The organism is Variovorax sp. W2I14 (assembly GCF_050435205.1).
Classification (GTDB): domain Bacteria; phylum Pseudomonadota; class Gammaproteobacteria; order Burkholderiales; family Burkholderiaceae_C; genus Variovorax; species Variovorax paradoxus_C.
Window position 1 is genome coordinate 5,950,793 of sequence record NZ_JBNDJX010000001.1, and the last position, 20,000, is coordinate 5,970,792.

General features: G+C 65.2%; 23 protein-coding genes and 1 pseudogene. 16 read left to right on the forward strand and 8 right to left on the reverse strand.

What is annotated here, in order from left to right; genetic code table 11:
• Positions 1 to 24 precede the first annotated feature (24 nt).
• The gene (locus QF040_RS27850; protein WP_429613667.1) at positions 25 to 231 is read left to right on the forward strand and encodes a hypothetical protein; all 207 of its coding nucleotides are present in this window, start codon (positions 25 to 27) and stop codon (positions 229 to 231) included.
• Positions 232 to 233: 2 nt separating this feature from the next.
• Positions 234 to 476: a hypothetical protein gene (locus QF040_RS27855; protein ID WP_307511095.1), complete on the forward strand. Its 243-nt coding sequence runs from the start codon at positions 234 to 236 to the stop codon at positions 474 to 476.
• A gap of 365 nt (positions 477 to 841) precedes the next feature.
• Here QF040_RS27855 and QF040_RS27860 read toward each other — a convergent pair whose 3' ends face one another.
• The gene (locus tag QF040_RS27860; protein WP_429613668.1) at positions 842 to 1,660 is read right to left on the reverse strand and encodes a GntR family transcriptional regulator; all 819 of its coding nucleotides are present in this window, start codon (positions 1,658 to 1,660) and stop codon (positions 842 to 844) included.
• A gap of 132 nt (positions 1,661 to 1,792) precedes the next feature.
• Between QF040_RS27860 and QF040_RS27865 the strand changes: the two genes are divergently transcribed.
• The 7 genes from QF040_RS27865 to QF040_RS27895 are packed head-to-tail and all read left to right on the forward strand — an operon-like array spanning position 1,793 to position 8,864.
• A complete protein-coding gene (locus QF040_RS27865) occupies positions 1,793 to 2,665 on the forward strand; it encodes an isocitrate lyase/PEP mutase family protein (RefSeq protein WP_429613669.1) in 873 nt (290 codons plus the stop codon).
• A 1-nt stretch (position 2,666) separates the two neighbouring features.
• Positions 2,667 to 4,067, forward strand: coding sequence for a 3-isopropylmalate dehydratase large subunit (gene leuC, locus QF040_RS27870; RefSeq protein WP_429609166.1), 1,401 nt, complete (start codon positions 2,667 to 2,669; stop codon positions 4,065 to 4,067).
• 2 nt (positions 4,068 to 4,069) lie between these two features.
• Positions 4,070 to 4,696: a 3-isopropylmalate dehydratase small subunit gene (gene leuD / locus QF040_RS27875; protein ID WP_429614584.1), complete on the forward strand. Its 627-nt coding sequence runs from the start codon at positions 4,070 to 4,072 to the stop codon at positions 4,694 to 4,696.
• Positions 4,693 to 5,325 carry a YbhB/YbcL family Raf kinase inhibitor-like protein gene (locus QF040_RS27880; protein ID WP_429609167.1) on the forward strand — a complete coding sequence of 211 codons (633 nt, stop codon included), beginning with the start codon at positions 4,693 to 4,695 and terminating at the stop codon, positions 5,323 to 5,325. The genes leuD and QF040_RS27880 overlap by 4 nt, the downstream gene beginning before the upstream one ends.
• Positions 5,326 to 5,374: 49 nt before the next feature.
• Complete coding sequence (locus tag QF040_RS27885; protein ID WP_429609168.1) at positions 5,375 to 6,367, forward strand: Bug family tripartite tricarboxylate transporter substrate binding protein; 993 nt, start codon at positions 5,375 to 5,377, stop codon at positions 6,365 to 6,367.
• 33 nt (positions 6,368 to 6,400) lie between these two features.
• Positions 6,401 to 7,843 carry an MmgE/PrpD family protein gene (locus tag QF040_RS27890; protein ID WP_429609169.1) on the forward strand — a complete coding sequence of 481 codons (1,443 nt, stop codon included), beginning with the start codon at positions 6,401 to 6,403 and terminating at the stop codon, positions 7,841 to 7,843.
• Positions 7,844 to 7,871: 28 nt separating this feature from the next.
• Positions 7,872 to 8,864, forward strand: a complete 993-nt coding sequence (locus QF040_RS27895; RefSeq protein WP_429613670.1) for a tripartite tricarboxylate transporter substrate binding protein — start codon at positions 7,872 to 7,874, stop codon at positions 8,862 to 8,864.
• A gap of 306 nt (positions 8,865 to 9,170) precedes the next feature.
• On the opposite strand, the gene QF040_RS27900 is transcribed toward QF040_RS27895, so the two are convergent.
• Both QF040_RS27900 and QF040_RS27905 read right to left on the reverse strand, forming a co-directional pair.
• On the reverse strand, positions 9,171 to 9,464 hold the full coding sequence (locus QF040_RS27900) for a PIN domain-containing protein (protein ID WP_429613671.1): 294 nt from the start codon (positions 9,462 to 9,464) through the stop codon (positions 9,171 to 9,173).
• Positions 9,465 to 9,605: 141 nt separating this feature from the next.
• Entirely contained in the window at positions 9,606 to 9,842 is a 237-nt protein-coding gene (locus QF040_RS27905) for a DUF2281 domain-containing protein (protein WP_429613672.1), read from the reverse strand.
• 316 nt (positions 9,843 to 10,158) lie between these two features.
• Between QF040_RS27905 and QF040_RS27910 the strand changes: the two genes are divergently transcribed.
• On the forward strand, positions 10,159 to 10,491 hold the full coding sequence (locus QF040_RS27910; protein ID WP_429613673.1) for a hypothetical protein: 333 nt from the start codon (positions 10,159 to 10,161) through the stop codon (positions 10,489 to 10,491).
• 71 nt (positions 10,492 to 10,562) lie between these two features.
• Entirely contained in the window at positions 10,563 to 10,775 is a 213-nt protein-coding gene (locus tag QF040_RS27915; protein ID WP_429613674.1) for a hypothetical protein, read from the forward strand.
• Positions 10,776 to 10,917: 142 nt separating this feature from the next.
• Here the strand turns inward: QF040_RS27915 and QF040_RS27920 are convergent, their stop codons facing one another.
• The 3 genes from QF040_RS27920 to QF040_RS27930 all read right to left on the reverse strand — a co-directional run bounded on the left by QF040_RS27920 (position 10,918) and on the right by QF040_RS27930 (position 13,005).
• On the reverse strand, positions 10,918 to 11,307 hold the full coding sequence (locus QF040_RS27920) for a hypothetical protein (protein WP_429613675.1): 390 nt from the start codon (positions 11,305 to 11,307) through the stop codon (positions 10,918 to 10,920).
• 362 nt (positions 11,308 to 11,669) lie between these two features.
• Positions 11,670 to 12,542: an alpha/beta hydrolase gene (locus QF040_RS27925; RefSeq protein WP_429613676.1), complete on the reverse strand. Its 873-nt coding sequence runs from the start codon at positions 12,540 to 12,542 to the stop codon at positions 11,670 to 11,672.
• A gap of 67 nt (positions 12,543 to 12,609) precedes the next feature.
• Complete coding sequence (locus QF040_RS27930) at positions 12,610 to 13,005, reverse strand: hypothetical protein (RefSeq protein ID WP_429613677.1); 396 nt, start codon at positions 13,003 to 13,005, stop codon at positions 12,610 to 12,612.
• A gap of 365 nt (positions 13,006 to 13,370) precedes the next feature.
• Here QF040_RS27930 and QF040_RS27935 point away from each other — a divergent pair, with 365 nt between their 5' ends.
• Complete coding sequence (locus QF040_RS27935) at positions 13,371 to 14,405, forward strand: IS110 family transposase (protein WP_429614628.1); 1,035 nt, start codon at positions 13,371 to 13,373, stop codon at positions 14,403 to 14,405.
• Between the two features lie 323 nt (positions 14,406 to 14,728).
• Here QF040_RS27935 and QF040_RS27940 read toward each other — a convergent pair.
• Positions 14,729 to 15,171, reverse strand: a pseudogene (locus QF040_RS27940) (putative Na+/H+ antiporter); the annotation flags it as partial.
• Positions 15,172 to 15,386: 215 nt separating this feature from the next.
• Here QF040_RS27940 and QF040_RS27945 point away from each other — a divergent pair.
• The 3 genes from QF040_RS27945 (at position 15,387) to QF040_RS27955 (ending at position 16,727) form a co-directional block, all read left to right on the forward strand.
• Positions 15,387 to 15,686 carry a transposase gene (locus QF040_RS27945; RefSeq protein WP_429613678.1) on the forward strand — a complete coding sequence of 100 codons (300 nt, stop codon included), beginning with the start codon at positions 15,387 to 15,389 and terminating at the stop codon, positions 15,684 to 15,686.
• A 55-nt stretch (positions 15,687 to 15,741) separates the two neighbouring features.
• Positions 15,742 to 16,341, forward strand: coding sequence for a DUF1569 domain-containing protein (locus QF040_RS27950; RefSeq protein WP_429613679.1), 600 nt, complete (start codon positions 15,742 to 15,744; stop codon positions 16,339 to 16,341).
• 155 nt (positions 16,342 to 16,496) lie between these two features.
• Positions 16,497 to 16,727 carry a metallophosphoesterase gene (locus tag QF040_RS27955; protein ID WP_429613680.1) on the forward strand — a complete coding sequence of 77 codons (231 nt, stop codon included), beginning with the start codon at positions 16,497 to 16,499 and terminating at the stop codon, positions 16,725 to 16,727.
• A 48-nt stretch (positions 16,728 to 16,775) separates the two neighbouring features.
• Here the strand turns inward: QF040_RS27955 and QF040_RS27960 are convergent, their stop codons facing one another.
• On the reverse strand, positions 16,776 to 17,348 hold the full coding sequence (locus QF040_RS27960; RefSeq protein ID WP_429613681.1) for a tetratricopeptide repeat protein: 573 nt from the start codon (positions 17,346 to 17,348) through the stop codon (positions 16,776 to 16,778).
• 357 nt (positions 17,349 to 17,705) lie between these two features.
• Between QF040_RS27960 and QF040_RS27965 the strand changes: the two genes are divergently transcribed.
• Entirely contained in the window at positions 17,706 to 19,892 is a 2,187-nt protein-coding gene (locus QF040_RS27965) for a TonB-dependent receptor (protein ID WP_429613682.1), read from the forward strand.
• Positions 19,893 to 20,000: the final 108 nt, after the last annotated feature.

Genomic DNA, 20,000 nt, shown 5'->3' on the forward strand with positions numbered 1-20,000 from the left:
ATTTGAATCCTGGAGTGGGAAGCAGTGACGCAAGAAGTATTCGAGTACCGCGGCAGGCGTATCTCAGTCGAAGTCGTCCTGGTGGACGGAAAGTACAGCTGGGTATTTCGGATTGCTGACGAGAAGCCTGTGGGACTCAAGCGGTCGCCCGCCGCGAATACTGAACAAGCCTTCGCAGAAGCAATGTTCGCTGCGCGAAGCGTGCTCGATTTGCGCGAGGGAGTGGCCTGACGATGCCGAGCAAACCCGTACGCACCGCCACGCAGCTGAAGCAGATGCTGATTCAGCGCATCGAAGCCCTGCCGGGCCTTCGAGGCCAGCAGACCGACGTGCACCGGGGCGGCGTCATCGGGATGCCGTCCGAGGAGGGCGGTCCGAACTGGACGGTCCGCGTCGTGAGCGACCGCGGCACCCACCGGGCCGACATCGCGCAGATCATCCGGACGCTGCAGATGCAGTTCGACCTCGAAGACTGACGCGCGATACGGGCTCCCTCCATCGTGAGGAGACCCACGTGCCGCGTGAACCGAAGACGGCCGAACAGATCCGCGACGAGATCGTGATGGCACGGAATTGATCAGCGGGAGGTCTGTATCGCGTATGAGTTGCGCGTCGCTGCGGGCTCCCGGTTGCGGTACGAGCGTGTAGATGGCCGGGAAAATTGTTGTCGGTGACCTTGGCTTCGTCCTCGAAGGTGCCTGCAGTTCGACGATGCAGACACGGCAACAGCTGGCGCATTCGCCCTTTCCGCGGCCAGCCCTGTTTTCTTTGGCCAGGCAATGAAGTAGACGTGGTTCACCACGACTCGGCCGTCGTAGTTTGAGCGGACGCTTGCTATGAGCTAGGGATGTCGCCTCGCAGGGGCCGGGTGCACATCGTGCACCACCTGACCCGCGGAAAGCGTATTGATCGTCTCGCCCGGGATGTCCATGAGGATGCGGCTGCGCTCGGCCGCCAGCGACACGGTGAGGTGCTGCACCGGCTGCGCATCGAGATCGTGAAGCAGGCGAACGAACTTGAGCAGCGGCGCGCCGGTCTCCAGGTTCAAGAGCCTTGCACGCGCCGGCTCAGCCACCTCGGCCGTGATCTCCTGCACCACCCGGCCGAACTTCACGCCTTGCGCGAGCAGGATCTCGTAGAGCGCCTGCTTGCGCAGCGCAGCGGCCGAGACCCGTTTGCCCAGGCGCGCGGGCACCCAGGCATCGGTCAGCATCACCGGCGTGCCGTCGATGCTGCGCAGGCGCAGCGCATGCACCGCCTTTTCGCCGGCGTCCAGGTGCAGCGCGGCAGCCACCTCGTGCGGCGGCACGGCCTGCGCCACCTCGAGCACCTCGACATCGGTTTCGAGCGCCGTCTTGCGCAGCCCGTCGACCAGCCCCAGGCTGGGCTGCGCCCGTGCCTTCGGCAGGTCGGTGCGAACGAAGGTGCCCAGGCCGTGGCGGCGCTCCACCAACCCGAGCGCAGCCAGGTCGGACAGCGCGCGCCGCACCGTGATGCGCGAGACGCCGAAGCGCTCGCACAGCGCCGCTTCCTTCGGCAGCGCGCCGGAGGCATAGACGCCCCGCGTGATCTCGTCGCGCAGCACCACGAACAGCTGCCGGTGCAGCGAGGTGCCAGGGACGCGGTCGAACGAAGGAGCGGGTGCGGGAGGACGTGCCATGGCGAAGGAGGTTGGGCGCCGAGCATAGCAAGGCGCCTGGATGGCGGTCGGCTCGCGGCTTGCGACTTTCGGTGAGTTGTATTTAGAATATAAACACATAAACTCCGCCGATTCGCACGGGACAACGCCGCCATGACTTCCTCTTCCACGCTTCGCCGGCTGCTCGACGCGCCCGGCATGGTGATCGCCCCCGGCGCCTACGACGCCATCGGCGCGCGCCTGATCGAGCAGGCCGGCTTCGCCGCCGTGTACATGACGGGCGCAGGCACCTCGGCGGCGCGCGGCTTTCCCGATTTCGGCCTGCTCACGATGAGCGAGATGGTCGACAACGCCGCGGTCATGGCGCGCTCGGTGGCCATTCCACTGATCGCCGACGCGGACACCGGCTACGGCAACGAACTGAACGTGACGCGCACCGTGCGCGAGTACGAGGCGCGCGGCGTCGCGGCCATCCACATCGAGGACCAGGTCTCGCCCAAGCGCTGCGGCCACCTCGACGGCAAGGAGGTGATTTCGCAGGCGGAGTTCGTCTCGAAGATCCGCGCCGCCGTGGAAGCCCGGCGCTCGAAAGATTTCGTGGTCATCGCGCGCACGGATGCGCGCGCCATGCTCGGCCTGGACGAAGCCATCGCCCGCGCGAACGCCGCGCTGGAAGCCGGTGCCGACATGGCTTTCGTCGAAGCCACGCAGACGCCAGAGGAAGTCGCTGCGGTGCCGAAGCGCGTCAAAGGCCCTTGCCTGCTCAACGTGGTGCCGGGCGGCCGAACGCCGGTGTTCGACCTGCGCGAAGCCGAAGCCATGGGCTACAAGCTCGCGATCCTTCCCGGCCTGATGCTCAAGGCCACCATCGAGGCGGGCGACGCGGCCCTCGCCGAGCTCAAGGCCACATTCCGCGCGCCGACCGTCAACGCCACGGTGGCCCAGACCTTCCGCCGCTTCGGTGCCGACGAGTGGGACGCCCTGCGCACTCGCTTCAACGCCGGCGCGACCATGGAGCAGCGCTGACATGCCCCGCACCCTGTTCGACAAGCTCTGGGACGCGCACGTCGTGCGCGAGCTCGGCGACGGCTGGGCGCTGCTGCACATCGACCGCCACCTGCTGCACGACCTCTCGGGTCCGCCCGCGATGGCCGAGGTGGCGGCGCGCGGGCTGCCGCTGCACAACCCGGAGCTTGACTTCGCCACGCCCGATCACGCCGCCTCGAGCCAGCCGGGCCGCACCCCCGGCACCTTCCCGCTCGGCGGCCGACTGCACGGCGCGCTGCGCGATCTCAGCGCGAAATCGGGTGTGCGCTTCTACGACCTGGGCCAGCCGGGCCAAGGCATCGTGCATGTGATGGGGCCCGAGCTGGGCATCGTGCTGCCCGGCCTCACGGTGATCTGCGGCGACAGCCACACGTGCACCAACGGCGGCCTCGGTGCGCTGGCGTTCGGCGTCGGCTCTTCCGAAAGCACGCACGCCCTCGCCACCCAGACGCTGCGGCAGCAGAAACCCAGGCGCATGCGCGTCCGCTGCGACGGTGTGCTCGGCGCGGGCGTCACCGCGAAGGACCTGGCGCTGCACATCATCAGCACGCTCGGCGCCGCGGCCGGCGTGGGCCATGCGATCGAGTTCGCGGGCGAGGCGGTGCGCGCACTGGACGTAGAGGCGCGGCTCACGCTGTGCAACCTCACGGTGGAGTTGGGCGCGCGCTTCGGGCTCATCGCCCCCGACCAACGCACTGTCGAGTGGGTGCGCGGACGCCTCTTCGCGCCCACGGGCGCGGTCTTCGAAGCGGCCGCTGCGCACTGGCTTTCGCTGGCCTCCGACGAAGGCGCGCAGTTCGACCGCGAAGAGGTCATCGACGCCGCCGCGGTCGCGCCCACCGTCACCTGGGGCACCAGCCCCGAGGATGCCATCGCCATCGACGGCCACATGCCCGACCCGGCCAGCGCCCCGGACGCGGCAACGCGCGGCGCCATCGAGGCCGCGCTCGCCTACATGGGCCTTGCGCCTCGCGCGGCCATCGCGGGCACGCCGGTCGACTGGGTCTTCATCGGCTCGTGTGCCAACTCCCGCCTGCCCGACCTGCGCGCCGCGGCCGACGTGGCGCGCGGCCGGCGCGTGGCCGACGGCGTCACCGCCTGGGTGGTGCCCGGCTCCGAGAACGTCAAGCGCGCGGCCGAGGCCGAAGGGCTGCGCGAAGTGTTCGAGGCTGCCGGCTTCCAGTGGCGCGAACCCGGCTGCAGCATGTGCGTGGCCGCCAACGGCGAACAGGTGCCGCCGCAGGCGCGCTGCGTGTCCACCTCCAACCGCAACTTCGTCGGCCGGCAGGGGCCCGGTGCACGCACGCACCTCGCGAGCCCCGCGATGGCCGCGGCCGCCGCCGTCACCGGCCGCATCACCGACGTGAGGACGCTCGCATGACCATGACGCCTTTCACCGCAGTCACCGGCGCCGCAACACCGCTGATGCGCGCCAACGTCGACACCGACGTGATCGTGCGCATCGAGCGGCTCACCGCGTTCCAGCGCGACCAGCTCGGCCCCTACGCCTTCGAGGCGCTGCGCCTTCGGCCGGACGGCAGCGAAGATACGGCCTGCGTGCTCAACCAGCCGGCCTTTCGCAATGCCCCCGTGCTGCTGGCCGGCGAGAACTTCGGCTGCGGTTCCTCGCGCGAAGGCGCCGTTTGGGCGCTGATGGGGCTGGGCATCCGCTGCGTGATCGCGCCGAGCTTCGGCGACATCTTCTTCAACAACTGCTTCCAGAACGGCGTGCTGCCGGTGCGCTGGCCGATGGCGCAGGTCGAGGCTCTGGCCGCGCAGTGCGCGGGAGGCGCGCCAGTCACCGTCGACCTGCATGCGAAAACCGTCACCGCACCCGACAGACGAGTGTCGCCCTTCGACGTCGACCCGCTGCGCCGCGAGGCGCTGCTGCACGGGCTGGACGACATCGGCCTCACGCTGAAGGACGATGCACTCATTCGCGAATGGCAGCAGGCCGACCGGGTGCGCCGCCCCTGGGCCTGGCCCGTCGTGCAAGGAGCCGCCGCTTGAACGCCGCCGCCACGCCTTCGCTGCGGCATCACCCCTGGGTGCTGCGCTGGGCCGGCCTCCTCACGCGCGGCCGGCATGCCGGCGATGCGAGCCTGGCCTCCAGCGACGATGTGCTGGCGAAGCTGCCTGTCACGCTCGCGTTGCGCAGCCCGGACTTCGCGCATGGCGCCGCGATGGCGCTGCGGCATGCGGGGGAGGGCGTCGGCGACAACCGTTCCCCCGCGCTCGCATGGAATGCCCTGCCACCGCAGGCCACGCACTGGCTGCTCCTGTGCGAAGACCCTGACGTGCCGATGTCACGCGCCATCACGCACTTGCTGGCGTGGGGGCCGCGCCCGCTCGATGCATTGCCCGAAGGCGCACTGAACGTCGGCCACGCGCCTGCAGGTGTGGCACTGGCGCCCAACGGCCTCGGCCGCGACGGATACGACGGCCCCCGCCCGCTGCCCGGGCACGGTCCGCACCGCTATGTGTTCCAGCTCTACGCGCTCGGTACGGCCCCGCCCGCAGGCCTGTCGCGCGACACCACGCTGCTGCCCTGGCTGCGCGTGCACGCATTGGCGCGCGGCCGGGTCGATGGGGCCTACCGCCGGGACTGGCGAGGTCGCCCGATCGCACCTTCGCCCTGAACCTGCTGCACGCCCCCGGTTCCATTCAGTTCAAAAAGACGGAGACAACATGATCCTCGAACGCTTCAGAAATCGAAAGCCACCACCGGGCACCGGCCTGCTTGCCGCAGCCGCCTTGCTCTCGCTCGGGCCACCCGCCCTTGCCCAAACAGCCTGGCAGCCCGACCGCCCAGTGACGCTGGTTGTGCCCTACTCGGCAGGCGGCGGGACCGACGCCACGGCGCGCGCCGTCTCCAAGCAGCTCGGCGTGATCTGGAAGCAGCCGGTGGTCGTCGAGAACATGCCCGGCGCCGACGGCCTCATCGGCACACGCCGCGTGATGGAAGCCAGGCCCGACGGCTACACGCTGCTGCTCCAGGTGCCCTCCATCGTCGTCACCAAATACACGCCGGGTCTCAAGGGCATCGACCCGCTCGCGCGGCTGGAGCCGGTGACCGCCGTCTCGCAATCGCCCGCCGCCGTGGTCGTGAGCGCGAAGCTGCCGGTGAAGACCTTCGGCGAGTTCGTCCAGTACTGCAAGACGGCCGCGCAGCCCTGCTCGCTCGGCACCGGCGAGTCGACGGCGCGCATCTCGGCCAAACAGCTCGCGGCCGAGGCGGGCCTGCCGAACCTGATCGTCGTCAACTACCGCGGCACGGGCGCGATCGTGACCGACATGATCGCCAACAACGTCAACATGGCGTTCACCGGCATCACCGCCGCGCTGCCCCACTACAAGGCCGGCACGCTGAAGATCCTCGCCACGCAAGGGCCCAAGCGTGCAGCCGCGCTGCCCGAGGTGCCGACCACCGCCGAGGCCGGCTACCCGCAGTTCCAGTCGGTGACCTGGTTCGGGCTGTTCGCGCCCAAGGGCACGCCGGCGAGCGTGACGCAAGGCATCGTCGTCGCGCTGCGCGAGGCGGTCAAAGACACCGATGTGCAGAAGACCATCGCCGCGGCCGGCGCCGAGCCGGTGGTCAATGCGCCGGCCGCGTTCGCCGCGCAGGTGCGCCAGGAGAGCGATCGCCTCGCTGCGCTCGTGAAGCTCTATCCGCTCGAATAGCCAGCCCCTCACTCATCGAAACGGAAATCCTTGATGCAAGCAGCCGCTCCCACCCCTGACACCACCCACGCCACCGACCCCGCGGGTCCCACCGGGCGCCTCGCGCACTGGCTCGCCGGCTTTCGCCTCGACGACGCGCCCGCTTCCGCCCGCGAGCGCGCCAAGGCGCTCACGCTCGATGGCATCGCCTGCGCCATCGTCGGCGCGCAACTGCCGTGGTCGCGCACCGCCGCCCACATCGTGCAGAAGTTCGAAGGCCGCGGCGATCGCACCATCGTCGGCTGGGGCGCACGCACCAGCGCGCCAGGCGCGGCGTTGCTCAACGGCACCTTCATCCAGGGCTTCGAGCTGGACGACTACCACCCGCTCGGCCCGCTGCACAGCGCATCGATCGTGCTGCCCGCGCTGTGGGCCGCCTCGGAGGGCGAACTGAAGGTCAGCGGCCGGCGGTTCCTCGAAGCCGCGATGGCCGGCTACGAAGTCGGCCCGCGCGTGGGCATGGCGCTGCATGGCGCGCAGATGCTGTCGCGCGGCTGGCATTCGGGGTCGGTGTTCGGCACGCACGCGGCGGCCGCTTCGGTGGGCAAGCTGCTGGGACTGGATGCGGCGCGCTTCGAGGACGCACTGGGGCTCGCGGGCACGCAGTCGGCCGGCCTCATGGCCGCGCAGTACGAGGCGATGTGCAAGCGCATGCACCACGGCTTCTCGGCGCGCAACGGGCTCTATGCGGCGGTGCTGGCGGAAGGCGGCTACACCGGCATCAAGCGTGTGTTCGAGCGCGAGTACGGCGGCTTTCTTTCCACGTTCGGCGAAGGCCACGATCCCGACGCCTCGAAGATCACCGAGGCGCTGGGCGAGCGCTGGGAGGTGGAGCGCATCGTCATCAAGCCCTATGCGGCGATGGGCGGCATCCACTCGCCGCTCGATGCGCTGTTCGATGCGGGCGCGCAGCGCAAGCTCAAGGCCGAGGAAATCGCGCGCATCGAGGTCGAGGTGAGCCATGCGGTCTACCACCACGGCTGGTGGGTGCCCGAGCGGCCGCTCACGCCCATCGGCGCGCAGATGAACATCGGCTACGCACTGGCGGTCGCGGTACTCGACGGCGCGGCGATGGTCAGGCAGTTCGCGCCGGCACGCATCGATGCCGACGACGTGTGGGCGCTGCTGCCGCGCATCGAGGTGCGGCACCAGCCCGAGTTCGATGCGGGCGGACCGCTCAAGCGCGGCCGCGTGCGGCTGGCCGTGACCTTCACTGACGGTCAGCGCATCCAGATCGAGCGCAATGCCTCGCGCGCCATCGAGTCGCCGCAGTCCGATGACGCGGTCGCGGCCAAGTACCGCATGCTGACCGACGGACTGATCGACAGCGCGCGACAGCGGGCCATCGAGGACATGACGCGCTCCATCGAAGACTTGCCCGATGTGCGCGAGCTGCTCGCGCTGCTGGCGCCGCCGGTTGCGGCGGCCTTCGACTGAAGCGGTCCCTGAAAGGAAACAAGCCATCATGAAGAACACATCGCCTCGCCACGATCGCCGCAGCTTCTCTCTCGGCCTGCTGGCCCTTGCGGGCGCCGCGGCCATGCCCGCCCGCGCGCAGGAGCCCTGGCCTGGAGGCAAGCCGATCCGCCTGGTGCTGCCCTTCTCCGCCGGTGGCCCAGGCGACACCAACGTGCGCGCGATGGCGCAGGCCCAGGGCAAGCGGCTGAACCAGACCATCATCGTGGACAACCGCCCCGGAGCGGGCGGCATCATCGGCTCGGAGTACGTGGCCAAGAGCGCGCCCGACGGCTACACCTGGCTCTCGGCCGGCAACGGCGCCATCGCCAATGCGCTGCTGCGGCCGAAGATGCCCTACGCGGAGAGCGACCTCGCGCCGGTCGTGGGCACCAGCACCGCGCCGTCGGTGCTGGTCACCAACGCCGGCGTGCCGGTGCAGAACCTCAAGGAACTGCAGGCCTGGGCGCGTGCGAAGGGGCGTCTCAATTTCGGCACCGCTGGCAGCGGCAGCACCGGGCATTTCGTCGCCGAGATGGTCGAGTCGGCGCTCGGGGTACCCGTGACGCTGGTGCACTACAAGAGCGGCTCGCAGACGGTCAACGCCATCGTGGGCGGCGAAGTCGACTTGGCCTCCGAAGCGCCGATCGGCGTGGCGGCGTTCGTGCAGTCGGGCAAGCTGCGTGCGCTGGCCCTCGCGGCGCGCGAGCGCACGGGACCATTGAAGCAGGTGCCCACCACGGTGGAGCAGGGTTTTCCGACGATCCTGATGCAGCACTGGGGTGGGATCTTTGCCCCGAAGGGAACGCCCACCGCGATCCTCGACCGCATTGCCGAGGTGACCATCGCCGCCTACAAGGACGATGCCGATCTCGTCGCACAGACCGAACGCGGCGGCGCGCAACCGATGCTGCTGCCGCGCGCGGCCTTCGAAAGATTCCTGCAGGAAGAACGCGCGCGCATGGCACAGATCGTCACCGCTTCACACATGACCCTGGAATGAACATCGCAAGACATCGGCATCGCAGTAGCGCTGGGTTAACGAGGCGCATTAGGAAGTCGCTGGACAGCGAGCGAGCCAGGCAGGGGAGAAGGCACTAGCTCAAAGCCACTGGCGCGTCCTTGGTGTCCCAGAGCTCTTGCGCTACCGTCAAAAAACCATCGTTGCGATGGCCGAGTGGTGTCTCGGGCTGCAAAGCTCTGACGTGGCCGCCATGGGAATTAAGAACATGGGGCCTGGCAGGTGCGACATGCCCCGCAAACCCGTCGACTACTCACCCGGGCATGGACGCGCAACTCGTCCGACGTGCTATCTGGGAGCGATCCGCTCCATGGCTTGGCGCGCGCTGACGATGGGAATGCCCGCATAGTTGCCCAGCGGCAGCAGATCACGCCGGTCACCCGAGGGAATGAGGTCGGCTGCGCCGGCCAGGGCCGCTGGCAGCACGTGGTCGTCATCGGGATCGGTGGGCACCACGCGCGGCACGTTTGTAGGCGTGACCACGATGGCAAGCTTGCGCAGGTCATCCACGAGAATCTGCGGGCTCAGGCTGGCTTGAACTATGCGATCAGCGAGCTTGCTGCGACCGAGCAAATTGAGCAACTAGGCCAGAAGGACTTCGCTCGTGCACAACTCGAAATCGCCGGCACGCGCTGCATCCAGGAGCTGGCGTGGCAGCCCGCCAAACATGAGGACCGAGGCGAGCAGGTTGGTGTCGATGACGAAGCGTACGGAGCCTGGGCCTCAGGCGCCTTGGCGCCGAACCTGACGAGAGGCCTGCACCTCTTGCTCGACCTCTTCCTCGGACAGCGGCGCCAAATTCAGTGAGTCGAGCTTGGCCATGGCCTCGCCCAGGCGGGCGGCAGCTGGGGCCCTCTCCTCTCGTGCGGCCAAGAACTCGACGAAATCCAAGACCTCGGCCACGCGGCCGGGCGGCAATTGCTTCAGGCGTTCGATCAGGCGGGTCTCGATGGCGGTCATGGTCGGCTGCCTCGCTCGGGCGGTACTGGGTGGACGCTTCAGTTGTACAACAGGTTCGGGTAAACCTGCTCGCCCATCCGGCACAAGGCCCTATGCGGGGGCAAAAACGGGGGCGGGCCCTGTATCTTCATCTGCTAAATCGCCCCGCGTTCGCGCGGAGGGTGTTCACACCTGTGTGCGGCAGGCGCGTTGCCTGCCAACCGGGCGCAAGAGCCGAGACATAGCGAGTCACTTTAAGGCCCGCTTTGAGCCTTCGCGACGGCGGCGCTACCGGCTAAAGTCGGCCAAGACCGGACATTTAATCGAAGGAGCGGACATGAGCCAAGACGTGAGCCCATCTGACGCGGACAGAGCGAGAGGCGTTGTCTCGGAACACCCGCTTTGGGCAGAGGCTTCGGCTCACGTGTACTGTGAGGGCGATATCTTCAGCTCTCAAAAGAGCCTTATTGAGCGTGCGCGCCTGACTGACGAAGAGCGCGTCGCACTGCAAGCTGCGCTCGCGGATGCAGATTCAGTTTTGGTGGTCAGCTACTACACAGCCGACAAGATGCCGGAGCCCCTCTCGGGGGGAGGAAAACTGTATGGCTTTCTGGTCCATCCCCATTCCTTTGCGCTGCTGCACGCTGGTGAAGGCACCTGGCGCTCGTAGCTCTTTCCACTCTCACGCGCCCCAGCCTGGCGCGAGGCTACATTCGGCCAGAACCAGCCATCGAGAATTTGATGAAGATTACTGACGACAACCTTGTTGAGTCGCTGATGAGCGACGGTGTTTCCTTGGATCGTTGGGTCGCATTGGGTTCGCACCTCGTTGGCTATGTAGACGAGCGCGGCCAGCTTATGGCGAAGATCATCGAAGATGACGCGCTTGCTGCCGCTGCGTCGGCTTTTCTGCGCCGACGTGGTCAGGTGCACATTGCTTCACAACAAGATTGAACGACTGCTTTCGGATTCTCCACTGGCAGCTTCGGGCCCGAAGCGGAAGTGGCCAGATGCCGATAGCAGCCGCCCAATGTGAAGCTGAACCGCGCGGCGCCTTGCCGACGCGAATTATCTCGACCGCTAGGTTAGAGCGCATTTAATCGCCGAGGCATACAACCGTTGCATTTGTATTGTGGGCCTCTTCTAGCAGCGCCCGAAATTCCTCGATAACTTGAACCATTCGTTTTCGGTCCACCGTGGAATAAAGCTCCTTGACCTTGGGGCGAAGCTGTGTCCCGGTATGAACTACCCAGTTTGACGGCTGCCTCTGCGCTGCTACGAGTGCTTCTGATATTTTGGAATGCAAGTTCAACAAGCCATTTCCTGAGTGAAGATGGCAATCGCCATATAGGTCGACGTATTTCCCAGTCTCTTGATAAAGCGCTTTGAACCAAGGGTGCAAAAACCAATAATAGCCATCGCATTCAAACTGGAGCCGGCAGTCATGCTTGCCATGAGCATCTAGGAAACCAATGTCGAGTGCCATGATGATGCGCTCTAGCGCCTTAATTACGCCGCGCCGCGAATCGGCGTCGACTTGAATGAATTGTTAGTCCTAAAGCCGAGGATTCGGTGTCTCTGAGTAGCAATGGACTTGAACCGACCTCGAACGTCCGCTTGGCGGTGAGTTGGACACTCATTGCGAACGACTGGTGTTGGCCGATTCTGTTGAAAAACTCGGTCGCAGCGTTCACCGCTGCACCGTGGCGAAAATTGACGTCTCAGATCGACCCAGGATCGACGATCGCGGCCCAGGGAATGGTTTGGCCACCCCTGCAAATATGCCCAAGAGAGCGCCACTTGAGTTTTTCAACAGAATCGGCCGAAAGCGCGCCTACGAACAAAAGGCTACGGTCCCTGCCACAGCTCGCGAAGGAATGTAGCCTGACGGTCCAGCAGTCCATCTCGGGCTTCCCTGTCAAGTACGTGTCCCTTTCCTTCGAGAGCTACGAGTTCGCACCGGCTTCCTAGCTCTTGCGCTCGCGCGCAGAATGCCTTACTCCGCTCGATGGGAGTGGTCCGGTCGGCATCTCCCTGGATGATGAGTGTGGGAACTATGCTCCGCGTCAACGTGTGGGCTGGCGATAAAGACGAAGGCTTCGCGTGACCCTTCATCAGATCACGAAACAATCCATCTGAGACGGCGTCCACTACAGGCGAGACCAACAGCAGCACGTCGGGGCCACCGTTACCCGCACTGCCCTGGGCAGCGCCGCAGCCAGTCGTTGCCGCAGCTGCCGCGAGCTGGCCGCTCGACGAGATGCCCCAGAGTGCGATCCGCGATGACGTAAGGCCTAGTCTCTCGGCATCCTTTCTCATAAACGCTAGCGCGTGGCACACATCCGAGAAGGACTCGACCGGCGAGTTCGTTGCATCCGCCAATCTGTACTCGAGCACCACAGATATAAATCCTTTCTCAGAGAAGAACTGCGCTGCTCTGAAAAGTTGCTCCGGGCTGCCGCGCGACCAAGCGCCGCCTTGCACCATCAGGATGCCCGGCCGAGTAGTGCCGCTGAGATCGGAAGGCGAAAACTTGAATGCTCGGAGGTCACGACCGTCGACGTTCCGATACACGGAAGTGCTCGGTGCTGCGATCTGGTTTGCCGTGTCTTCTGCGGCCTGGAGGGGTGTCACAAGAGTGATCCCGACCAGAAGCCCAAGCACTGCAGCACAGTAGCGCCGCGATCTGCGCAAAGTCACCGAGGATTCACCTTCTGCCATCGAATGTCTCCTTCTGAGCGGATTCTGCCTCGGCTTCGAAGGGCCGGTGTTGGCCGCTATGCGACCTCTATTCTGCTTTGTTGAAGACAAGTGGTCGGTCGATCAGCTCAGCGGCGTTCACCGCCAGCGCGAACGCTTCTGCGGCGGCAAAGGTGTAGCTGAGCTCGTTGGAATCTGTCTTATGGTGTGCGCCATCGACCACTCGGACCATCGTCTGCTGAAGCTCATACCCATGAAGCGCGCTGCCGTGGCTGAACCATCGCTCGATGCCTTCCAGAGTGGCCTGGCGGTACATGGATGGAATCTGCGCTTCAGAGACCTCCCAGGCGTAAGTCATGCCCGGCTCCTCAGACGGCTCTATCCTCAAAACTACACGGCCAAACCGGTGCATGCCACCGGCTTGTCGGATGAAGCAGCCTTCAGCGGTGACGGGACTCAAGAAGCGAAGGGGGCGCATGGTCATGAGAACTCTGGAACTTTCGGTGGGCATGGCGCGCTGCCAGATTGCAACCAGCCAAAAGGGCATCCTACAAGGGACAAAACTGGGAGGCCGTGACGAATGTCCGATCCTGGCCGACTGTAGCCCCACGCAAGGTCGGCGCAAAGGGCCCGAAGCAGCCGGTCGCTAACTCTTCTCAGGCCGTTAAGCCCTGCGGCGTGCCGCGGCGACTACACCCTTTCAACAGTTGGTTCTGGCAGACTGAAGCAATGAACCGCTGCGCGCTCCAGACCACCGTAAACAATGGGATGGACGCCCCCACCCGTACCGGCATTCGCGTGCCACAGTGGAAGTGTCACCAACCACTTGAACCGAAAGGGGCGACCACCATGAAGATTACGACTGTTGGCATCGACCTTGCCAAGAACGTGTTCCAGATCCACGGCATCGACGAGCATGGCAAGGCGGTGTTGAAGAAGCAGTTGCGGCGCGACCAGATGGCTGCGTTCTTCGTCAACCTGTCGCCTTGCCTGATCGGCATGGAGGCTTGCGGCAGCGCGCACCACTGGGGGCGCAAGCTGCAGAGCATGGGCCACACGGTGCGGCTGATGGCTCCGCAGTTCGTCAAGCCCTACGTGAAGACCAACAAGAACGATGCGGCCGACGCAGAAGCCATCTGCGAAGCGGTCGGGCGGCCGAACATGCGCTTCGTCCCGGTGAAGAACGTCGAGCAACAAGCAGTCCTGGCGCTGCACCGGGTCCGGCAGGGATTCGTACGGGCGCGCACAGCGCAGGCGAACCAGATCCGCGGGCTACTGGGCGAGTTCGGCCTCATCGTGCCGCAGGGCATCGGCCACATCGCCAAGCGTGTCCCCGAGCTGATCGAAGACGGTGCCAACGAACTGCCGGGTGCGTTCCGACTGCTCATCCAGCGGCTGCTTGATCACCTCAAGGAGCTGGATCGCCAGGTCGAGGAGCTCGAAGACAAGATTCATGCATGGCATCGCAGCAGCGACCTCAGCCGCAAGCTGGCCATGATCCCTGGCATTGGACCGATCACCGCCAGCGCGCTGGTCGCATCGATCGGTGATGCGAAGAACTTCGACGGCGGTCGGCAGGTCGCTGCCTGGCTCGGCTTGGTTCCACGGCAGCATTCCTCGGGTGGAAAGTCAAACCTGCTTGGCATGAGCAAACGTGGCGACACCTACCTGCGTACATTGTTGATCCACGGCGCGCGCTCGGTGATCTACCGCGTGAGCCAGCGGGCCGACGCATGCAGTTGGATCAGCTCAGTCGTCAACCGACGAAACAAGAACGTGGCCGCAGTGGCGCTCGCGAACAAGAACGCGCGAATCGCGTGGGCGCTGCTTGCGCATGACCGGCAGTTCGACGCCGGCTACGTGCACAGCACAGCAGTGGCTTGAGTCAGAGTAACCAGCAACAACAACGTCAGGGAACAAACCACCGATTGCTCAGGCGATCATGAAGTGATGGCAAGACAGGTCAGACCGTGGTTGGCAAAGCCCGCGCCGGACGAGGCACCCAGAGTGCGTGTAAGCGATCGAGGCGTCAACCAGCAAATCCCATCAGGGACAGCGGCTCAAAAGGCTGCCTCAAAGTCCGGATGTACGGGTGCAATCTTTACCTTCGAGTCGTTGCAGATGGAGAGCTTGGCATAGGGGGCGTCCATGTACGTCCGGCCATCCCATCTTGAACGCGGCCACCTCCGCAGCAAGGATGGTGTCCACCAAGACACGCGCTCCGGCACGTCGGGCCGAAAGATCTGCGCTGCGAGCATCAAAGCTGCAATCGTCATTGCAGCAGGCTCGGTGATCAGCGAGCCGAGCAGTGGCACAGCGGCCAAGCCCAGCCACGCCGTTGCGAGCGGCCTGCGAACGGGAACGATGCGAGCAACGGCATTGACCAGCGACATCACGGTTCGCAGCACGGGGCGCGAAGCCGCGATCTCCATCACCACGAAGACGAAGAGCAGCTCGGTGTAGTTGCGAGACTCGGCGTAGTCGAGCGCACTGCCGCCGCCGACGACCCCCGCCATGACGATGACCAGGACGATCGCCCAGAAGCCGAGACGACTTCGACCTCGCCGAGCAGGTGAAATAGACCAGCGTGACGCGGATAACGATGGGAAAGGCGCTCGAACTGCTTGACGCGCGTGAAAAGCGGCGCCAACTCCTCAAGCCGCCATGATCGAGAAGGCTCGACAGCGCCGGTGCCCGCCGACGGGGGTGCATCGGATGCTCGCGTTCCCGAAACAAGTTCTTGTGCCAGCAATCAGGGAGATTCGCCAGACGCTGTCTGGCGAATCGGCCAAGCCTGGAAGAAAGAGGTAAGCACGCGGCGAAGTCATCTTGATTGCTTGAGAGTCGGCAGGCATCGTGTCCGCGATGAATGATGTGGACGCAATAGATGGTGTGGTTAAACGGGCGACCCGTCGCAAGCACAGCGCGCGGTTCAAGGCTGAGGTCCTTGAGGCGTGCCGGCAGCCGGATGCTTCTGCTGCGGCGATCGCGAAGCTGTACAACCTGAATGCGAACGTGGTGCACCGGTGGCGTGCCGACGACCGCAAGGCTGCGTGTCCGAAGGCGACTGACGCCCCAACCCTTCCGATGCCCGACTTCATCGCGCTCGATGTGCAGCCCGATCGCCGCGAATGCCGTGCCGCACCCGGACTCTGCAAATCGTGAGGTGGAAAACCGAAATCAAAGACTGTCGAAAATTTGACAGTTTCGACGTGACCCGATGCGTACCATCCGGCACTACATGAAAAACGATCACAAGGATGTCCGCCCCGTCTCGCGTTCCCGACGCGTTCTGCTGACTGGTGGCGTGCTGCTGGCGGGCACCTGCGTCGCAGGCGTCGGATACGTCGTCACTCATTCCAACCAGCCGATCGCCAGGAATGACTTTTCCGACCTTTCTCACACCATGCGCACGTTCGAGCGCTTGAGCGAAGCGCCGCTGCATACCCGGTCAGGCTGGGATCTCGCCCATGTATTGCACCACTCTGCGCAAAGCATCGAATATTCCCTGGATGGTTTTCCACAAATGAAACCTGCCTGGTTTCGTGCCTCGTTGGGCGCCATGGCATTTGCAGTGTTCTCGGCGCGCGGGAAGATGAGCCATGGGTTGGAAGAGCCTATACCTGGCGCACCCCTGATTGCTTCTGGCCAGCCGCTGAATGCTGCCGTGGTGCACCTCATGGAAGTATTGAATCGTTTCGAGCGACACAGCTCTGCGCTCGCACCGCACTTCGCCTACGGCGCGTTGAGCAAGTCCGAATACACGCGCGCTCACCTCATGCACTTGGCGAATCACTGGGAGTTGGTGGACGCCGGCTAATGCGTGCCGCACCACGACTGCCCACACAAGCGGCACATTCCCGACTTGTCTGGCGAATGCACAAGACATTCCCAAGGACGCGATCTGATCTCACTGTCGGGCAGCGTTGCCGCTACTCATGGCCGTCGAATGTGGGAGGACCAATCGCTTACAAAGTGCTGGTCCTCTCCGACCTTCACCTCGAGTTCGCTCCCTTCGAGCCGGTACCTGATCTCGAATTCGATGTCGTCATCCTCGCCGGCGACATTCATTCGCCGGTCAAGCGCGCGGTCCAGTGGGCGGTGGATCGCTTTCGCGGCAAACCGGTGGTCTACCTGCTTGGCAACCACGAGTACTACGATGGAAGGCTGGATACAACACTGGCAGAAGCGCGCCGCGGATCGTGAACTTCGGGCTGGTGATGCAGTGATACGAAGATCGCGTTTTCGAGATACTTAGGACAGCAAGAGATCTGAATCGTCATTGACGATGGAGATCATGAAGCCCCAACAGACCGCGGCAAAAATCTCCACGAGCCCTATGGGCTGCCAAATGGCACCTCGCCTGCCGCGCAGATCTTGAAGGCCTAGTTCTCGCAAAGCGAAAGCGTGGCCGTGCTTTGCAGCATCCTTCAAGACGGCGTAGGACCGATCAAGATCGGGCGAAACACCTCTCCCGTGGGCCAAGGAGTAGCCGACACGAAACATCGATGGCAAATGCCGTAGCTCCGCGCCCCGCGCATAGAAGCGGTATGCCTTCGCGTGCTCACCCGCTCTCGTCAACCAGCGACCAAAATAAAAGCAGCCCAGGGGATGCCCGTGCGCTGCCGCTCGCTCGTAGTAGATAGCGGCTCGGCTTTCGTCCTTCTGACAACCGATTCCCCGGGTGAGCATCCAGGCAATGAAGACTTGGCTTTCAACGTGCCCCTCGTCTGCCAGCACCTCATAGAGATCAAAAGCCAAATAAAGCAGACCGTCCGTGTACGCCTTTCGGGCGTTGAGGAGTTTTTCCGTACGGTCTGCGTGCATGCGTTCAGGACTTTGGAAAGATTCCAGGTGGCGGCGGTGGCGGTTCCCTCGCCCGCAACAAAGAGGCTCGCGATACCGTAGCACGCCACCACGCCACCACGCCACCACGCCACCACGCCACCACGCCCGACGATAGAGTTCGGACCAGGGCATCCCTCCGTGGGTCGCGCACGGCTGAACCCCGGCAAGACCTCGCGTCCACGCGCGAGCGTCCACTAGAGTACGCGCATGTCCTTCTGCCCATGTGATCTCCTCGCCCGTTCCCTGGGCGTCAGCGCTTTCGCCTTCGGACTCGCCGCGGCGGCCCATGCACAGCGGGCGCCTTTGGGCGCTGGCGAAACGCTCCCCGCCATCACCGTGAATGCCAGGGGCCGTTCGGAAGCCGCCCAGCAAGTTCCGATCCCGCTGACCTCGATCGATGGGGAGGCCCTCGAGACGCAGCAAAGCTGGCGGCTCGAAGACCTGCAGCAATGGTTGCCGAGTACCAGCATCACCTTCGGCGACCCGCGGCAATCGGCCGTCGCGGTGCGCGGCATCGGCAGGAATCCATCGAACGACGGCCTCGAGGGCAGCACGGGCATCTACCTCGACAACGTCTACCTGGGCCGCGCGGGCATGGCGACATTCGACCTGCTCGACATCGAGCGGGTGGACCTGCTGCGCGGGCCGCAAGGCACGCTTTTCGGCAAGAACACGACCGCCGGCGTGCTGGCGTTGCACACGCGTGCGCCGACGCGCGAGACCGAGCGCAGCCTGCAACTCTCGATCGGGCAGCGCGGCCTTGCGCAGGGGCAAGCCATCTTCTCGGGCGCCTTGTCTGAAGAGACGGCTGGCCGGCTGCTGGTGTACGGCACCCATGAACGCGGCAACATCGAGAACATCCACGATGGCGGCCGCGTCAACGGCGGCAATCGATCCGGCATTCGCGGCCAATGGCTGCTGAGCCGCGGCGACGCCTTCAGCCTGCGCCTGATCGCCGATGCGCACCGCGAGCGCTCCACCTACGGGACCCGCGTCATCTACTCGCTGGGAAGCGGAGCGGCGCTGGCCCGCGCGCTGGCCGGCGGCGCCACTGGCATCGTCACCGACCCGCGGCGCTATGCGGTCAATACCGACGGCGTGGAGCGTGTCGATCTCGCCCAGGGTGGCGTGTCGGCCGAAGCGAGCTGGAAGCTCGGGTCCGGCGCCAGCATCACGTCCATCACCGCCGGCCGCTCATGGAGGTTCGTGCCGACGACCAACGACAACCTCAATATCCCGGTGTTGATCGACGGCGGCTCTCGCGTGCGCCAGCAACAGTTCTCGCAGGAGCTGCGTTACGCGGGGCCCACCGGCGGTGCGGTCGACTATGTGGTGGGCGCGTTCTACATGCGCCAGCGCATGCGCAACGAGATATTCACTGTGTTCGGTCCGCGGGCGGACATCGTTCTGCAGGGAACGTCCTTGCCGGTGCTCGCCAACGCGAGCACCGTGAGCTTCGGCGCGCTCGACACGGAGAGCCTCGCGCTCTTTTCCCAGGCCACGTGGCACGCCACGTCCAGGCTCGACCTCACGGCCGGCCTGCGCATCACGCAGGAGCGCAAGGACGGGCGCACCCATCGCGGCGACTCGACCGGTGGTGCCGCTGCCACCGCGGTCCTGCGCAATCGTCCGATCGTGCTTGGTGCCTACGACACAGGCTCGCTGGCCATCCGGAAGACCAGCCCATCGGCGCTGCTGAGTGCGAGCTACCGGCTGAACGAAGACGCGATCGGCTACGCCAGCTTTTCGCACGGCGAGCGGTCGGGCGGAATCAATCTGGCGGGGCCGGGTGCCGCTCCCGGCCCACTTGGCGCCTCGTCGCTGATCATCGGGCCCGAACGTGTCGACAGCCTGGACGTCGGCGTCAAGAGCAGCCTGTGGAATGATCGCCTGACACTGAATCTGAACGCCTTCTTGGCAGGCGTGCGCGGCTACCAGACGTCGATGTTCGTGCCCGCCGGCGCAGGCGCGGGCAACTACGTCGAGATCCTCACGAACGCGGGCGATCTTCGCAGCCGGGGACTGGAGCTGGATGCCACTGCGCGACCGGCGCGCGGGCTGAGCATGTGGGCCAACGCCGCCTTCAACGATGCACGGTATCGACGCTACGAGGACGCGGCTTGTCCGTCAGAACGCGCGTTCGTGCCGCAGGGGCGCTGCAGCCTGACCGGACGGCAGGTTGCCGGGACGCCGCGCTGGACATTCAACGTGGGCGCCGAATACCGCAGGTCCGTGAGCGCCACCATCCAGCACTTCGTTTCAGCGGCGTACGCGTGGAGGTCCGCACAGGACGGCACGCTCGACGGGTCGGTCCACTCGCGCATCCCAGCCTATGGCCTGCTGAACCTCGCCACCGGCTGGAAGATCGCGCGGGGCGATGAAATCTGGAGCATTTCGCTTTGGTTGCGCAACGCCCTCGACAAGAAGTATTTCCCGACCGTGGCCGCCACCGCGAACGGTGCCTACGTGGCATCGGTCGGGACGCCGCGCACCCTGGGGCTGACAGTCCGGCTGGACTACTGACCTGTTGGATTCCGACGATCTCTGCCCCCCAACAGTACGTGTACGAACCTACTACACGGACAGATGGAGGAAGGCTTGATGTGAGTACGCCTGTCTGAAGCTCCTTGC

Bases quoted from the DNA above. Each gene is read 5' to 3' on its own strand.
- QF040_RS27855 (WP_307511095.1), top strand. From the start codon at position 234: ATGCCGAGCAAACCCGTACGCACCGCCACGCAGCTGAAGCAGATGCTG.
- QF040_RS27860 (WP_429613668.1), bottom strand. From the start codon at position 1,660: ATGGCACGTCCTCCCGCACCCGCTCCTTCGTTCGACCGCGTCCCTGGC.
- QF040_RS27865 (WP_429613669.1), top strand. From the start codon at position 1,793: ATGACTTCCTCTTCCACGCTTCGCCGGCTGCTCGACGCGCCCGGCATG.
- leuC (WP_429609166.1), top strand. From the start codon at position 2,667: ATGCCCCGCACCCTGTTCGACAAGCTCTGGGACGCGCACGTCGTGCGC.
- leuD (WP_429614584.1), top strand. From the start codon at position 4,070: ATGACGCCTTTCACCGCAGTCACCGGCGCCGCAACACCGCTGATGCGC.
- QF040_RS27885 (WP_429609168.1), top strand. From the start codon at position 5,375: ATGATCCTCGAACGCTTCAGAAATCGAAAGCCACCACCGGGCACCGGC.
- QF040_RS27890 (WP_429609169.1), top strand. From the start codon at position 6,401: ATGCAAGCAGCCGCTCCCACCCCTGACACCACCCACGCCACCGACCCC.
- QF040_RS27895 (WP_429613670.1), top strand. From the start codon at position 7,872: ATGAAGAACACATCGCCTCGCCACGATCGCCGCAGCTTCTCTCTCGGC.
- QF040_RS27905 (WP_429613672.1), bottom strand. From the start codon at position 9,842: ATGACCGCCATCGAGACCCGCCTGATCGAACGCCTGAAGCAATTGCCG.
- QF040_RS27910 (WP_429613673.1), top strand. From the start codon at position 10,159: ATGAGCCAAGACGTGAGCCCATCTGACGCGGACAGAGCGAGAGGCGTT.
- QF040_RS27915 (WP_429613674.1), top strand. From the start codon at position 10,563: ATGAAGATTACTGACGACAACCTTGTTGAGTCGCTGATGAGCGACGGT.
- QF040_RS27920 (WP_429613675.1), bottom strand. From the start codon at position 11,307: ATGGCACTCGACATTGGTTTCCTAGATGCTCATGGCAAGCATGACTGC.
- QF040_RS27925 (WP_429613676.1), bottom strand. From the start codon at position 12,542: ATGGCAGAAGGTGAATCCTCGGTGACTTTGCGCAGATCGCGGCGCTAC.
- QF040_RS27930 (WP_429613677.1), bottom strand. From the start codon at position 13,005: ATGACCATGCGCCCCCTTCGCTTCTTGAGTCCCGTCACCGCTGAAGGC.
- QF040_RS27935 (WP_429614628.1), top strand. From the start codon at position 13,371: ATGAAGATTACGACTGTTGGCATCGACCTTGCCAAGAACGTGTTCCAG.
- QF040_RS27945 (WP_429613678.1), top strand. From the start codon at position 15,387: ATGAATGATGTGGACGCAATAGATGGTGTGGTTAAACGGGCGACCCGT.
- QF040_RS27950 (WP_429613679.1), top strand. From the start codon at position 15,742: ATGCGTACCATCCGGCACTACATGAAAAACGATCACAAGGATGTCCGC.
- QF040_RS27960 (WP_429613681.1), bottom strand. From the start codon at position 17,348: ATGCACGCAGACCGTACGGAAAAACTCCTCAACGCCCGAAAGGCGTAC.